This window comes from Tepidanaerobacter sp. EBM-38 (assembly GCA_001896545.1).
In the GTDB taxonomy this organism is placed as follows: domain Bacteria; phylum Bacillota; class Thermosediminibacteria; order Thermosediminibacterales; family Tepidanaerobacteraceae; genus Tepidanaerobacter.
This window is the reverse complement of sequence record MPOT01000022.1, coordinates 1-15,220: the sequence shown is the minus strand read 5'-3', so window position 1 is coordinate 15,220 and position 15,220 is coordinate 1. Positions and strand designations below refer to the sequence as shown.

Here is a 15,220-nt window from a genome sequence, read left to right as displayed (position 1 = left end):
CAAGGGGGTTAGGGTAATAATGGGCATAGCAATCGGCATAGCAGGAACAGCAAAAAATACTGGAAAGACAACAACAACATCAGCCATATTTAATGAACTTTATAAACATAAAATACAGGTTGCTTTGACAAGTATAGGATATGATGGAGAAGAGATAGACAATATTACGGGATTGCCAAAGCCTCGTTTGTTTGTTAAAAAAAATACTATTTTAGCTACAGCCAAAAAATGTCTCGAGGCGGGAAATGCTGACTATGATATATTAGAGACTACTGATATTTCAACTCCATTAGGTAAGGTATGCATTGTAAAAGTTATTAAAGAAGGCCTGGCAGTTGTTGCCGGGCCTAACAAAGGCAGTCAACTGAACTATATTAAAAGTAGAATGTTTAATGATTTAAATTGTAAAGTCATTTTGGTTGATGGTGCGTTAAATAGACTTGCACCTATGATAGAAACAGATGGTATTATTCTTGCAACCGGTGCATCAAGAAATACCGATATTGATGTTTTAGTTGAGGAAACTAAAGCCTTATACGAGTTACTTAATCTACCTACGATATCTAAGGATGATTTACAGTTTCTTTCAGATATTAAAAAAATAGCTCTTGTTCCTAAAGATTCAAATGCTAAAACTGTTTTTTTAAAGTATGGCTCATTAATAGATAATGAAATAGTAAACGAGATTGCTGATATAATTAAAGAAATAGATATTAAGGTAATCTTTATACCTGCATTAATATCAGAATTTGCACTTAAAACGCTTAATGATAGTATAGGTAACTCATGGGCAAACAAAGATTTAATTATTAGCGATCCAATAAAATTAATTATTGGAGGCAATCCTGAAACTATGCTAAAGGAAGTAAATAGGATAAAATGTAATGACGGAAATATAAAAGCTTTGAAAAATATTCCGTTGTTAGCTATTACAGTGAATCCATTTTATCCGAAATATCGCTTTGATAAGTCGAGTTACGAGCCGGGTTATATTAATAAGGAAAACTTATTAAATAAAATGAGAACTTCTATAGAAGTTCCTGTAATCGACATTAAGCAAGAAGGTCCCTCACGTTTATTGGAAAGCATTTTAAGTCGCATTTAATTGTTAGCAAAGAGAGGAGTAAAAACCGCAATGGAAACTGTAGCTATTATTGGTACAGGCCGTATGGGAAGTCTTATAGCTCGAAAGATATCTCCTAATTATAATATGGTTTTGGTAGATAAAAATTTAAGGCAATGTGGTTCGCTAGCAAAGGAAGTAAATGGTTTAGCTACTTCCGAATACTCAATGTTATCATGTTCAAACTATATAATTGTAGCCCTACCAGCCAATGTAATTCCTGAAATTTTAAAAGAAATAAAACCTTTTATAGCAAAAGAGCAAATACTTATCAATATTTCAACAGATACGGAAAAATCAGTTTTTGAACCTATCAAAAGTTTATGCAAATTAGCCTCGGCAAAAATAATTGGACATGCTCAACATATGGCTGCTACTGGTGAATTACCGCTAATATTAATAGATGGAGATGACTTGGATACATGTAATAAAGTAGCAGAAATTTTTTCTAAAATCGGTTGTATATGTTATGGTGATGAAAATATAGTTAAAAAAGTAAATAATATAGCCAGTGAAGAAGGAATAAAGGCTGCTTTAAATATCAAAAAAAGACTTGAAGAAATAAATATGCCATTGGAATATTTAAGTTTTGCTATTCGAAATGTGGCATGTGGTACTATGAATGCATATGCATTAGGCGACATGGGTTCTTTTGCGCAAAAAATAATTGATAAACTTAAAATAACTGAAAGAACTGATTCATGTTAGAATCAGTTCTTTTGACATTATCTACTTGATTATTATATGCTAAAACCTGATAAAAAGCAGGAAAAGTGAACATATATGTATAATATATGGATTTAAAAGGGGTGTTATTTTTGCAAATTCGATTGCAAAAATATTTATCACAAGCCGGAGTGGATTCGCGCCGAGCCTGTGAAGACATGATTCTTCAAGGCAAGGTTAGCGTAAATGGAAAAATCATCAAAAAGCTAGGAACAAAAGTTAATCCTGAAACAGATATAATCAAAGTAAACGGAAAAGTATGCAGCATTAAATATGATTTTGTATATATACTTATGAATAAGCCGAAAGGAATTCTTACTACTGTCAAAGATCCATTAGGAAGGCCCACTGTGCTCGATTTACTGCCAGAATTCCGTGAAAGGGTTTTTCCTGTAGGTCGTTTGGATAAGGAAACAGAAGGGCTTTTAATATTGACAAATGATGGAGAAGTAACCTATAAGCTTACACATCCAAAATACAAGGTGATTAAAACCTATGTTGCTCATGTCAAAGGTATTGTTGGCAATAATAAGATAAAAGCATTAGAAAGAGGAATTATCCTTGAAGATGGCGTAACAGCTCCAGCCAAAGCAAATATTCTAAAAGTTTTAAGAAACTCTACTGTAATCAAACTTGAAATTCATGAAGGTAGGAAACGCCAAGTGAGGCGAATGTGTGATTCTATAGGACATCCTGTAATTGAGTTAAAGAGAACACAGATAGGAGATATTTCAATAAAGGGTTTAAAACCTGGCGAATGGAGGTATTTAAACCAAGGAGAAATAAATTATGTCAAAGGACTTTAGATCATGGGGGTTGCGATAATTGATTTTGATCAGAAAAGCTCTTCCTGATGAAAGAGATAAAATTAAAAGAATACTGTTCGAATGCGATATTAAAGCATCCAATTCTGATATCACCAATAGCGCAAAAGATGCTATGATTGTTGAGCTGGATGATTTAATTGTAGGATATGGCAGTCTAGATATTTATAGTGATATAGCTATTTTAAAACTTGTATGTGTACTTCCAAAATATCAAAACCAAGGTTTGGGAGACGGCCTTGTTAGAGCTTTGATAAACTATGCCGACCGCAGGAATGTCAAAAAAATGTATATATTTCATAGAGAAAAAGTTGAATATTTTAAACGGTTCGGTTTTAAATGTGTAACTTTAGAAGAACTTGACAACCGAATTCATAAAATACATAATTACGGTGAAAGTAAAAGTACTTTCATTATGGAACTTGATATTAATGAGTTTTTCAATAAGCAGCAATGTCATTTTTAAGTAATTTAAAGTTATAATGTTGATTCTAAAGGCAGCTGTATAGCAGCAAAGAAATCATTTGAGTATTTAGTATATATCTGATATAATTTTCCCGAAATGTATAAATTGTATAATGATTGAAGGAGTGAAGAATTTGGAACTTTGGTTTTCGGAATATCAAACGAAAAATGTTAAATTATCATTTAGAGTAACAGATGTTCTTTATACAAAAAAAAGTGAGTATCAACACATATCTGTTTTTGATACAGAAGATTTCGGAAGGGTTTTAGCATTAGACGATACGGTGATGCTCACAACAAAAGATGAATTTATCTATCATGAAATGATTTCTCATATTCCCTTATTGACTCACGGTAATGCATCAAAAGTGCTTGTTATAGGTGGCGGAGATGGAGGGACCGTAAGAGAAATTTTAAAGCATCCAGTAAAAGAAATAAATCTCGTAGAAATTGATCGTGAAGTTATAGAAACATCAAAAAAATATTTTCCCTCTGTAAGTTGTGGCTTATCAGATCCACGAGTAAAAATATTCTGTGAAGATGGGATTGAATTTGTAAAAAAACATAGCGGATATGATGTTATTATAATAGATTCCACTGATCCTATTGGGCCTGCCGTAGGGCTATTTTCAGGCCAATTCTATAAAAATGTTTTTGAGGCTCTAAATGATAATGGGATAATGGTTGCTCAAACGGAAACGCCAATTCTGTTTGGAGATTTGATTAAAAGAATTTATACTGATATGTCGGCAGTCTTTCCTTATACAAATTTATATTCAGCTGTTATTCCTACATACCCCGGCGCTTTTTGGACTTTTACTATGGGATCTAAAAGCATAAATCCAATTTCACAGGAAATTAGTGATATACCTTTTCTGGAAACTAAATATTATAGCCGAGAACTACATAAAAGCTACTTTGTTTTACCACCCTTTGTAAAAGATATTATTTCTAAATAGAGGTGAACCATCTTGGAATATTTTGATTATGTGCGATACCAAGACAGATTTTTAGAAGCTAAGGATGATTACAATAATGCTAAAATTGTAATTATAGGTGCACCTATGGACTTTACAGTGAGTTTTCGACCAGGTACTCGATTCGGACCTAAAAAAATACGCGAGGTTTCATATGGATTAGAAAGTTATAGTGTTTATACTGATGATTCACTTGAAAATAAAAAATTTTTTGATGCTGGAGATGCAGATATTCCCTTTGGTAATGTAGAAAAAAGTCTTGATATATTAGAGAATATTACAGAAAAAATTTTGGAAGATGAAAAAATTCCTCTTTATTTAGGAGGAGAACATCTTATAAGTTATCCTATAATAAAAAAAGTTGCAGAAAAGTATCCTGATCTTGTTGTGCTCCATTTTGATGCCCATGCAGATTTAAGAGATACTTATTTTGGAGAAAAGTTGTCCCATGCCACCGTCTTGCGCAGGATATCAGAACATATAAAGGACAAACATATTTTTCATTTTGGCATAAGGTCCGGAGTTAGGGAAGAATTTTTGTATGCACAGCAACACACACATATGTACCCTATAGAAGTCAAAACGCCTTTTTTAAATGTACTTCAAGACTTAAAGAATCGACCAATATATATAACATTAGATATTGATGTTGTAGATCCGGCTTTTGCTCCAGGCACAGGAACTCCTGAACCGGGCGGGTGTAATTCGCAAGAGATACTTGAAGTCGTATCCCATTTTAAGAGCTTAAACGTTGTGGGATTTGATTTGGTAGAAGTTTCTCCGGCTAATGATTTATCTGATAGAACTTCGCTTTTAGCGGCTAAAATATTGCGTGAATTATTAATTGGGCTGGGATAAATAGAGGAATGATAAATATGTCAGGAGAAATATTGAAGGTTGAAAAGCTTTGCTTTAAATATAATGATACAGATGTACTTAAGGATATAAACTTTACTCTAGAAGTTGGAGATTTTGTAGGCATTTTAGGGCCTAATGGCTGTGGGAAAACCACATTATTGAAAAACATTAATCGCTGGCTACAACCTCATCATGGAAATATATATATTGATGGGTCAAACATTTTAAAAATCAGTGTTAAGGATTTAGCAAAGCAAGTTGCTACAGTACCTCAAGACACTTATCTAGATATAGCTTTTACAGCTGAACAGATAGTGGCAATGGGAAGAAATCCTCATCTTAAAAACTTTGAATCAGAGCAATCAAAAGACAGTGCTATAATAGAAGATTCCATGAAGGTTATGGATATTTTACATTTAAAAGATAAGCCTGCTCATCAGCTGAGTGGTGGGGAGAGGCAACGAGTGTTAATAGCCAGGGCTTTAGCACAGCAGCCCAGTTTGCTTCTTTTAGATGAGCCAACTTCGCATCTGGATATTAATTATCAATGGGAATTGCTCGGGCTTTTGAAAAAATTATGTGTTGAAAAATCTTTAACGATCTTAATTGTACTTCATGATATAAATTTAGCATCTATGTTTTGTAATAAAGTTATTCTTTTAAAAGAGCATAGAATATTTAAGATGGGTGCCTTAACTGAAGTGCTTAACGAACAGAATATAAGAGAAGTTTTTGGTATGGATGTCCAGGTAACTTTTCCAAAAGATAGTCTGCGGCCGGTTACTATTTTTCTAAGTCCTACGGATAGAAATATTTTACCTAAACCTTTTAAGAGTCTTCATGTTATATGTGGAGGCGGAGAAGGCGAAAAATTATTATATTATTTGAGTCAAAGAGGATATAAAGTTTCTGTAGGGGTTTTAAACAAAGGAGATACTGATTGGAAAGCAGCTCAGTTATTAGGCTTTACTGTTGTTGAAGAAGTTCCATTTTCGCCAATTACTGAAGAGAAGATTTTGGAAAATATATCGAATATAAACAAATCTGAAGCAGTAATTTTAGCAAATATTCCCTTTGGTTTAGGTAACCTAAAAAATCTTGCCTGTCTGAAACAATTGGTTGCTCAGAAAAAAACATTTATTTTAGAAGAAAAAGATATTAGTGAAAGAGATTATACCGACGGTAAAGCTACCCAAATGTACAATGAAATTAAGGAAAGAGCAACCGTTCTAAAGTCAATGCAGGAGTTAAAGAAGATAATATGATATTGGAGGCCTGCACATGGTCAAGGTAAAATTAGGTGATGACATAATTCAAAGCAAAATAAGATTTAAAGTTAGATTTGATTTCAAAGGTGAATACAAGCCCGGAAGATTCTTATTTGGCGGGAAATCTGTTGAGCAGGCAGCCCAAGAATCACGAGAGGAACAAATAGCATTGCTGAAAAATATTCCAGTTCAAGGGGTTTCTTTTATAGACTATGACATTTCATTGGAACCTTATGTAGTTTATGATGATGCTATAGGTGAAAGAGTAGCTTATGCTCCGGCAGAAATTACCTTGAATGCAGACTCAGTTGAAGACATGATTCGTTTTGTTATGAGAGAGGAATTTCGAAAGTTGGAAATACTAGAACCGTCTCAAATGCTTATTACGAACAATGACTTGGAAAAAATATTATTTAAAATGAATGAAGAACTAAAAAATCAACTCCTGATTTTGTCAAGAAAAATAAAACGATAATGGGATGATTTGATGACAAAAAAAGTTGCAGTTATTGGTGGCGGTGCTGCAGGGCTAATGGCATCTTATCAAGCCGCTGTTCGTGGAGCTAGTGTTTATCTTTTTGAGAGAAACCCAAATCTAGGAAGAAAAATACTGATTTCAGGTAAGGGACGTTGTAATTTAACTAACTTAAAGAGAGTAGATGAGTTTATCGAATATTTTCCAGGCAATGGGAAATTTCTTTTTAGCTCACTTTCAACATTTTCTAATAGAGATTTAATAGCCTTTTTTGAAAAGCTAGGAGTTAAAACAAAGGTTGAACGTGGTGGCAGAGTATTTCCTGTATCAGATAAATCCCTAGATGTTGTAAAAGCACTCCAAAAGGCTGTTACGAATGCGGGTGTTCATATTAAATATAAAAGCCGTATAACGGGTTTGATTGTTGAAAAAGAACGTATTAAGGGTGTTATTGTCGGTGACGACCATGAAAGATTTTATTGTGATAGCGTAGTAATAGCAACTGGGGGTCTTTCATACCCTGCAACAGGCTCCACTGGAGACGGGTATGAACTTGCCCGTCAGGTAGGGCATACAATTACGGTACTTAAACCCTCGCTAGTTCCTTTGATATCTAAAGAGAAATGGATTAAAGAACTTCAAGGCCTTACTTTAAGAAATGTTGAAGCAACAGCATATATTAAACAAAAAAAATTAGCATCCGAATTTGGAGAAATGATATTTACACATTATGGTATTTCCGGACCCATAATTTTAACCTTGAGCAGACACATAATAGATTATTTAGAAGAATATCCATTAGTGTCAATTAATTTAAAGCCGGCTTTGACTGAACAGGAGCTAGATAAAAGATTAATTAGAGATTTCGATCTTTATAAAAATAAAATTTTTAAAAATGCGATGAATGATTTATTACCCAAGAAAATGATCCCAGTTTTTATAAATTATACCGGAATTAATCCCGAAAAGCCAGTTAATCAAATTTCTCAGGATGATAGAAAAAAGATAAGAGATTGCCTGAGAAACTTTCAGATAACAATAATTGGTTGCAAAGAAAAAGAAGCTATTGTTACAAAGGGAGGAGTATCAGTTAAGGAGATAAACCCTAAAACTATGGAGTCAAAAATAGTCAATGGATTATTTTTTGCCGGCGAAGTAATAGATGTAGATGGGGTAACAGGAGGATATAATTTACAATCAGCCTTTTCTACCGGCTTTGTTGCAGGATGTAATTCAGCTTCCGTTAAATAAGGGGGGAATTTATTTGAATTTCAACATTGCAATTGATGGTCCGGCAGGCGCAGGTAAGAGTACAGTAGCTAAAATAATAGCAGATAAAATGAATATGACTTATATTGATACTGGAGCTATGTATCGAGCTATTACCCTACTATCAATTCAAAATGGTAAAACTAATGTTAATGATATCATCGAATTAGCCAAGCAAGCAAAAATATGTATAAATGAAAAGCGTATTTATATAAATGATAAAGATGTAACTGATGATATAAGAAATATCGAGGTGACAAACCAGGTATCGAAAATAGCTAAAATACCTGAAATAAGGATTCTGATGACAGAAATTCAGCAGCAAATAGCGAAAAATAAAGGTGTTGTAATGGATGGCAGAGATATTGGAACTACAGTTTTACCTGATGCAAAGTATAAGTTCTACCTAACCGCAGATCTTAAGGAAAGGGCTGCTAGAAGGTATAAAGAACTTATAAGAGAGGGACGTAAGGTTACTTTACAACAAATAGAAAAAGATATAATTCAGAGAGACTATCAAGATAAACATAGGGATGTTTCGCCTTTAACAGTAGCCAAAGATGCAGTCGTTATTGATACCACAGCAAAAACTATAATCGAAGTCGTAAACGAAATATTAGATTATATAAAAAAGGGGGAGGGCTTTGTTTTATAATATTGTAAAATTTATCTGCAATATAGTTATTCACATATTGTTTAAAATTCGATTATATGGCATTGATAATTTTCCTAATGAAGGAGCAGTAATTGTATATTCTAATCATAAAAGCATGTGGGATCCGGTAATTATAGGTTGCCTTTTACGAAGACCGATTTTTTTTATGGCAAAAGAAGAATTATTTAAAAATCCTATTATGGGATTTGTCATTAAGAACCTAAATGCATTTCCTGTAAAACGTGGAATGCCTGATAGAAAAGCTATTAAAAAGGCTCTTGAGGTTTTGAATAAAAAGCAAGTACTAGGTATCTTTCCTGAAGGTACTCGAAGTAAAGATGGAAGGTTGCAAGATCCGGAACCAGGAGTTGCTTTGTTAGCTGCTAAAAGTGAAGATGTAGCTTTGGTACCTGTTGCAATAAAGGGTAACTATAAGTGGTTTTCGACTATTGATGTAATATTTGGCAAACCAACAAAATTTGATGCATATCATAAAAAAGGCGAAAAAATGAATTCACAAGAACTAAAAGAGATTAGTAATGCTATTTTTGCTGAAGTGTCAAAACTTATGTCTATGCCATCATAATTTTTGTCAAATAGCAGGAATTATAAGCGTCTTTATAGAATTGAACTAAAGCTGGTTATTTACTACTAGAATCCAGCATGTTTAGACTTTAATAATATTTTATAACTTTATAATTAGGAAGTGAAATAATTTGGAGATAATGATTGCCGACTACTCGGGATTTTGTTTTGGTGTTAAAAGAGCCATGGAAATAGTTGAAAATTTAATCAGAAAAAAAGAGAAGGCCTTTACCCTTGGTCCTCTAATTCACAATCCTCAGGTAGTAGAAAGATTAAAATGCTCAGGAATAATAGCTGCAGATTTGTCAGATATTAAAGAAGGTAATGTAATAATAAGAACTCACGGAGTAGAACCTAATTTGACGAAACAATTGGAGTCAAGACCAGTGAATATCATTGATTGTACATGTCCTCATGTAAAGCGAGTCCATAAGTTAGCTCAGGATATTTCAAATAGAGGGTATCTTGTTATTATTATAGGTGATCATAATCATCCAGAAGTTGAAGGTATTAAAGGTTATTGTAATGGTGATGTAAAAGTAATAGAAAATGCTGAAGAAGCAAAAAACTTTTATACGAATAAGAAGGTGGGTATAATTGTTCAGACTACACAAACAAAGGAAAATATAGAAAAAATAATGAGTGTATTACGCTCAAAGCTAGATATTGAAATTTTTAGTAACACAAGATGTAAAGCTACTCAGCAAAGACAAGAAGCCGCTGCTGATTTAGCCCACAGCGTTGATATAATGCTGGTAATCGGAGGTAAAAACAGCTCTAATACTAAAAAATTAGCTCAGGTTTGTCAGGATGCAGGAGCGAATGTTTATCATATTGAAACAGCGGCAGAACTTAAAAAAGGCTGGTTCAAACATACTGATAAAGTTGGTATTACTGCAGGAGCTTCTACACCTGATTGGATTATAAAGGAGGTTATTTCTAAGATGGATGAACTCAACAAAGAAATGAGCAATCAAGAAACAGTAAAAAAAGAGGAAGAAGGTGAACTAAATTACGAAAATACTTTTACCGATTTGAAAGAAGATACAATTGTAGAAGGGACTGTAGTTAAAGTTGACAGTAATGAAGTTTTAGTGAACATAGGATATAAATCTGATGGCGTAATTCCAATAAATGAACTTTCAAATATAGATTTCGAATCTCCGGAAGACATTATAAAAGTTGGAGATAAAATACAGGTTTATATTATGAAATTAGAAGACGAGGATGGAAATGTTATTCTTTCAAAGAAAAAAGCAGATATTATTAATGCATGGAATTATATGGAAGATATTTACAACAATCAAGGTGATTTAGAAGGAGTTGTAACTGAAGTTGTAAAAGGCGGGGTTCTAGTAGATATCAACGGTATTAAGGGATTTATTCCTGCTTCACACCTGGATTTAAGGTATGTCCCTGATTTGAACGTATTTGTAGGTCAGAAATTAAAATTGCATATTCTTGAATTAGATCGTAAGAAAAATCGTATAGTATTATCCCACAAATATATACTTGAAAAAGAAAGAGAGGAACTAAAAGAAAAAACCTGGGCCAATATTGAAGAAGGTCAAATTATTAAAGGTGTAGTAAAGAGATTAACTGATTTTGGTGCTTTTGTAGATATTGGTGGTGTTGATGGGCTAATACATATTTCGGATTTAGCATGGCAAAAAATTAAGCATCCTTCTGAAATAGTAAAAGAAGAACAAGAAGTGGAAGTTTTAGTCCTAAAAGTAGATAAGGAGCGTGGGCGTATTTCTCTTGGTTTAAAACAAATCATGCCTAATCCATGGGACGAATTAGATGAAAAATATACAATTGGTTCTATTGTCGAAGGCAAGATTGTTAAACTGGTAAATTTTGGTGCTTTTGTAGAGGTCGCACCTGGAGTAGAAGGCCTTGTTCACATTTCACAAATATCTCAAGAGCATATAGCTAACCCTGAAGATGTTTTAAAGGAAGGGGATAGTGTAAAAGTAAAGATTTTAGATGTAGATACAAAGGGAAAACGGATGAGCCTTAGTATAAAAGAGGCGCAATATAAAGAAAATCAGGGTAATATCCAGATGTATGAAAAGCCCAAAGAAAATGGTATAACAATCGGTGAAATGGTTGGAGATCTTTTTGATGAAAAATAAAATATCTTATTTATTTGGGGCGGAATCGCCCTAAATTTTATGTACAAGGAGTTTGGTTACATGAGCGAAACAAAAAGAAAACTAAGGAAGAAGGAACATATTAAATACAGTATGTTTCTAGAAAAAAAATTAAAAAGAAATGCCTTCGATGATATTAAACTATTGCATAATTGTTTATCTGAAATAAATATAAATGATATCGACCTTTCAACAAATTTGCAGAGCATCAAGCTTACAAGCCCAATAATTATAAATGCTATGACAGGCGGCACAAAAGAAGGTGAAACTATTAATCGTGAACTTTCTAAAATTGCAAAAAAATTGGGCTTAGCTATGGCTGTAGGGTCTCAAACAATAGCATTAAAGAGTCCAAATAGTATTGCCAGCTTTAAAATAGTAAGAGAAATAAACCCTGATGGTATAATCTTTGCGAATTTGAGTGCAGATTCTACTTTAAAAGAAGCAAATCAAGCTATTGAAATGATAAATGCCAATGCTCTTCAACTACACTTGAATGTTCCACAAGAGATTATGATGAAAGAAGGACGCAAAAACTTTACAGGTATCATCGATAATATTGCAGAAATCGTTAACAATATCAATATTCCAGTTATAGTTAAAGAAGTTGGATTCGGAATAGCAAAAGAAGAAGCAGTTACCCTTGCTAAAAATGGCGTAAAAATAATAGATATAGGTGGTAGCGGTGGCACGGATTTTATTGCAATAGAAAATGCAAGAAGTAAATCAAAAGCTTTTAAACATCTGCAAGGTTGGGGTATACCTACTCCAATAAGTTTGATAGAAGTTATTGATGCTGTTGGCGATAAAATTGATACTATTTCATCCGGAGGACTTAAAAATGGTCTTGATGCAGTAAAGTCACTAGCTCTTGGAGCAAAGGCAACAGCATTTGCTGGATGCTTTTTATACATATTACTTAAAAAAGGACCATCAGCTCTTGAAAAATATATATTACAAATTGAAAAGGAAATTAAATATATTATGGCAATGGTCGGTGTTAGAAATTTTAAAGAACTGCAACAAAGGCCTGTAATTATACAAGGGAAAACATATCATTGGATGAAATACCGAGAAATAAATATATAAACAGTGATAAATCTATGTCTTGTGTTTTAGTCAAGGATTTTTAAGGATTCTATTGACAAACTTTGATAATCTGCTACAATTTAATTTGATTGAAATTAAATTAATGGTGAGGGGGTATTGATGGACAAATGAAAAACTTAGGCCGTCATATATTGGCGGAAATCTACGATTGTGATCCAACTATTTTGAATAACAGTGGATTAATCGAAGAAATTTTAGTCAAAGCAGCTTTAGAAGCAGGAGCTGAGGTAAGAGAGGTTGCGTTTCATAAATTTAGTCCTCAAGGAGTAAGCGGTGTAGTGATAATTTCTGAATCGCACCTCACCATCCATACCTGGCCTGAACTGGGGTATGCTGCTGTTGACGTTTTTACATGCGGCGACAGAGTAAATCCCTGGGATGCCTGTAACTATATTTCAGAAGGACTTCATGCAAAACACATGGATGCAACAGAGGTTAAAAGAGGTTTGTTTGATGTGCCGGTCAAGGCGATAAATTTTTAAAGGCAGGAGATATTTTGAGTATTAAAAAATTCCTTAATTTTGATTTCGAGTATGTATAGCAGAAAAAATGCGTGAGACCTAGTCGCGCATTTTTTCTATTTTGCATAAAAAAAGTATTTATGGTTATATTATAATATCGAAGACCCCCTTTACATTTAGCCCCCATGATACATTTGATAATGTATCATGGATTTTTTTGTTTAATTTAGGTATAATTTATTTAAAATGTGCAAGGGGGTTTCAATTTGAATTATTATGAGTTTATAGCAGAAATAAAAAAATTATGTGACATAGATCTATCTAATTACAAAGAAAAGCAGATGAAGAGAAGAATTGACTCTCTTATTAAAAGGCATGGCTATGAAAGTTATGATTCGTACTTAAGACAATTAATAAAAAGTGAACAACATTTAAAAGAGTTTCTAGGTTATATTACCATTAATGTGTCGGAATTTTTCAGAAATCCTGCACAATGGCAAGTTTTAGAACAAGAAATTATCCCTGAGTTGATATCAAAAAAAAATACATTAAAAATATGGAGTTCGGCATGTTCGACAGGTGAAGAGCCATATTCATTAGCCATGCTATTAGACAAAATGGGACTTATAAACAGGGTTAATATTATCGCCAGCGACATAGATAAAGAAGCTGTTGAACAGGCGAAGATTGGTGTTTATACATCAAAGAGTATTTCTAACGTTCCAGATGAAATGGTAAAAACTAACTTTCTAAAAGAAAATGATAATTATGTTATAAAAGATAAGATAAAAAAAGCAGTAGATTTTAAAATTATAAATCTACTCGAAGATTCATTTCCAAGCAATTGTGATTTAATATTGTGTAGAAATGTAATGATATATTTTACAGAAGAAGCAAAAGAAAAGCTCTATAAAAAATTTTATAATGCCTTATCTGATAATGGGATATTCTTTGTAGGTAGCACAGAGCAAATTATAATGCCTCAAAAATATGGGTTTATTAGCCGCAAGCATTTTTTTTATCAAAAAAATAATTGATGAAGCTTGGTAGTGAATAAAAATTTCCTGGGACATAGCAAAATTCGATAATTCTATTGACATTTTAATATATTATTAAGGTATAACTTACATTTTACGGCAAAAGCCTTTGATTTTTGTGGATTACACGTTTTGCTTGACTTGAATTACTAAATTTAATTAAAAAGTTTTTACCAAAATTACTGTAAGTTAATTTGTATAAGCTAATAGAAGTAAGTAAAATTACTTAAAAGAGAACTACACCTTAAAAAATCTTAAAAAAGTTGGACTTATGGCCTTGACGACCAAAAAAAAATATTGTATACTAATAATTGCGTTTGGGCCCATAGCTCAGTTGGTTAGAGCAGCCGGCTCATAACCGGCCGGTCCTAGGTTCGAGTCCTAGTGGGCCCACCATTTTTGCCGACGTAGCTCAGCTGGTAGAGCAGCTGATTTGTAATCAGCAGGTCGCGGGTTCGAGTCCCATCGTCGGCTCCATAAAATATTTTGGAGAGGTTCCCGAGTTGGCCAAAGGGGGCAGACTGTAAATCTGCTGGCAGCGCCTTCGGTGGTTCGAATCCACCCCTCTCCACCATATAATAATAGATTTCCTTATGATGTATGGGCCATTAGCTCAGTTGGTAGAGCACCTGACTCTTAATCAGGGCGTCCCGGGTTCGAGTCCCTGATGGCCCACCATATTAAAGACTACAACCCTCTTACGTTTGAGGGTTTTTATGGCTCTTTGTCAATAGTTGGGGTGGGATTTTTTGCAATCCCGCTCCATTACTATTTTTAAGCCTATTTTTGTATAATGACTGAGATGGATAGAGTTACATGTGTTTTAGGGTGCACTTAATAAACCTAGCTAAAATGTAGGCTTCTTACAGGTATTCATTTTTAAAATGTTTAGCTTGTACAGTGAAGTATTCTATTACGAAACCTATAAAAGTTTTTAAGTCCAAAGGATATTCGTTTTAATACCTTGATTTTATTGTTGAAACCTTCAGTTGGACCATTAGTATAACCATATTTAAATGCATTTTTAATTTCCTTATGCCATCTTCTATATGTAGCTGCACATTTTTCAAACTCTGGTATTCCAGAGCTTTCTGCATTTTGAATCCACTTAGCTAATTCCCTACATTGGTAAGAATATTTATCGCTTTGACAGATTTCATAAAACCATTCTTTAAGTTTATGGGCAATACGTAGGTCATCATTATATAAAAGCATTAAATCAACGGCTTCT

Annotated in this window: 16 protein-coding genes and 4 tRNA genes; 19 read left to right on the top strand and 1 reads right to left on the bottom strand. The window is 33.3% G+C overall.

Translation table 11 applies throughout. The features are described 5' to 3' along the window. Nucleotides 1–19: 19 nt before the first annotated feature. From BUC45_RS01535 to BUC45_RS01445, 19 genes are all read left to right on the top strand, one after another. A complete protein-coding gene (locus BUC45_RS01535; RefSeq protein WP_296969784.1) occupies nucleotides 20–1,105 on the top strand; it encodes a hypothetical protein in 1,086 nt (361 codons plus the stop codon). Between the two features lie 30 nt (nucleotides 1,106–1,135). Further along, the gene (locus tag BUC45_RS01530; RefSeq protein WP_296969779.1) at nucleotides 1,136–1,831 is read left to right on the top strand and encodes an NAD(P)-binding domain-containing protein; all 696 of its coding nucleotides are present in this window, start codon (nucleotides 1,136–1,138) and stop codon (nucleotides 1,829–1,831) included. A gap of 86 nt (nucleotides 1,832–1,917) precedes the next feature. Then, a complete protein-coding gene (locus BUC45_RS01525; protein WP_366749476.1) occupies nucleotides 1,918–2,655 on the top strand; it encodes a pseudouridine synthase in 738 nt (245 codons plus the stop codon). A 19-nt stretch (nucleotides 2,656–2,674) separates the two neighbouring features. Continuing rightward, entirely contained in the window at nucleotides 2,675–3,139 is a 465-nt protein-coding gene (locus tag BUC45_RS01520) for a GNAT family N-acetyltransferase (RefSeq protein WP_296969776.1), read from the top strand. 133 nt (nucleotides 3,140–3,272) lie between these two features. Next, entirely contained in the window at nucleotides 3,273–4,097 is an 825-nt protein-coding gene (gene speE / locus BUC45_RS01515) for a polyamine aminopropyltransferase (protein WP_296969774.1), read from the top strand. A gap of 12 nt (nucleotides 4,098–4,109) precedes the next feature. Further along, a complete protein-coding gene (speB, locus tag BUC45_RS01510) occupies nucleotides 4,110–4,973 on the top strand; it encodes an agmatinase (RefSeq protein WP_296969771.1) in 864 nt (287 codons plus the stop codon). A gap of 17 nt (nucleotides 4,974–4,990) precedes the next feature. Continuing rightward, entirely contained in the window at nucleotides 4,991–6,238 is a 1,248-nt protein-coding gene (locus BUC45_RS01505) for an ATP-binding cassette domain-containing protein (protein WP_296969769.1), read from the top strand. A gap of 16 nt (nucleotides 6,239–6,254) precedes the next feature. Then, the gene (locus tag BUC45_RS01500; protein ID WP_296969766.1) at nucleotides 6,255–6,716 is read left to right on the top strand and encodes a hypothetical protein; all 462 of its coding nucleotides are present in this window, start codon (nucleotides 6,255–6,257) and stop codon (nucleotides 6,714–6,716) included. A 12-nt stretch (nucleotides 6,717–6,728) separates the two neighbouring features. Continuing rightward, nucleotides 6,729–7,967 carry an NAD(P)/FAD-dependent oxidoreductase gene (locus BUC45_RS01495; protein ID WP_296969764.1) on the top strand — a complete coding sequence of 413 codons (1,239 nt, stop codon included), beginning with the start codon at nucleotides 6,729–6,731 and terminating at the stop codon, nucleotides 7,965–7,967. A gap of 13 nt (nucleotides 7,968–7,980) precedes the next feature. Then, a complete protein-coding gene (gene cmk / locus BUC45_RS01490) occupies nucleotides 7,981–8,640 on the top strand; it encodes a (d)CMP kinase (RefSeq protein ID WP_296969762.1) in 660 nt (219 codons plus the stop codon). After that, nucleotides 8,630–9,226 (top strand): lysophospholipid acyltransferase family protein, encoded by a 597-nt coding sequence (locus BUC45_RS01485; protein WP_296969759.1) that lies wholly within the window; start codon nucleotides 8,630–8,632, stop codon nucleotides 9,224–9,226. Before cmk ends, BUC45_RS01485 begins: the two co-directional genes overlap by 11 nt. Before the next feature lie 139 nt (nucleotides 9,227–9,365). After that, the gene (locus BUC45_RS01480) at nucleotides 9,366–11,363 is read left to right on the top strand and encodes a bifunctional 4-hydroxy-3-methylbut-2-enyl diphosphate reductase/30S ribosomal protein S1 (protein WP_296969820.1); all 1,998 of its coding nucleotides are present in this window, start codon (nucleotides 9,366–9,368) and stop codon (nucleotides 11,361–11,363) included. A 60-nt stretch (nucleotides 11,364–11,423) separates the two neighbouring features. After that, nucleotides 11,424–12,470 carry a type 2 isopentenyl-diphosphate Delta-isomerase gene (gene fni / locus BUC45_RS01475; protein WP_296969756.1) on the top strand — a complete coding sequence of 349 codons (1,047 nt, stop codon included), beginning with the start codon at nucleotides 11,424–11,426 and terminating at the stop codon, nucleotides 12,468–12,470. Nucleotides 12,471–12,598: 128 nt separating this feature from the next. After that, entirely contained in the window at nucleotides 12,599–12,973 is a 375-nt protein-coding gene (gene speD, locus BUC45_RS01470; RefSeq protein ID WP_296969752.1) for an adenosylmethionine decarboxylase, read from the top strand. A gap of 245 nt (nucleotides 12,974–13,218) precedes the next feature. Further along, a complete protein-coding gene (locus BUC45_RS01465) occupies nucleotides 13,219–13,989 on the top strand; it encodes a protein-glutamate O-methyltransferase CheR (RefSeq protein ID WP_296969749.1) in 771 nt (256 codons plus the stop codon). Nucleotides 13,990–14,308: 319 nt separating this feature from the next. Further along, nucleotides 14,309–14,385: transfer RNA gene (locus BUC45_RS01460), tRNA-Ile, on the top strand. Nucleotides 14,386–14,390: 5 nt separating this feature from the next. Next, nucleotides 14,391–14,466 (top strand) — tRNA-Thr (locus tag BUC45_RS01455). Between the two features lie 11 nt (nucleotides 14,467–14,477). Then, nucleotides 14,478–14,563, top strand: a tRNA-Tyr gene (locus BUC45_RS01450). A gap of 28 nt (nucleotides 14,564–14,591) precedes the next feature. Beyond that, nucleotides 14,592–14,667, top strand: a tRNA-Lys gene (locus BUC45_RS01445). A gap of 210 nt (nucleotides 14,668–14,877) precedes the next feature. Here BUC45_RS01445 and BUC45_RS01440 read toward each other — a convergent pair. After that, the coding region (locus tag BUC45_RS01440; RefSeq protein WP_296969746.1) for a transposase at nucleotides 14,878–15,220 on the bottom strand (343 nt) is incomplete at its 5' end.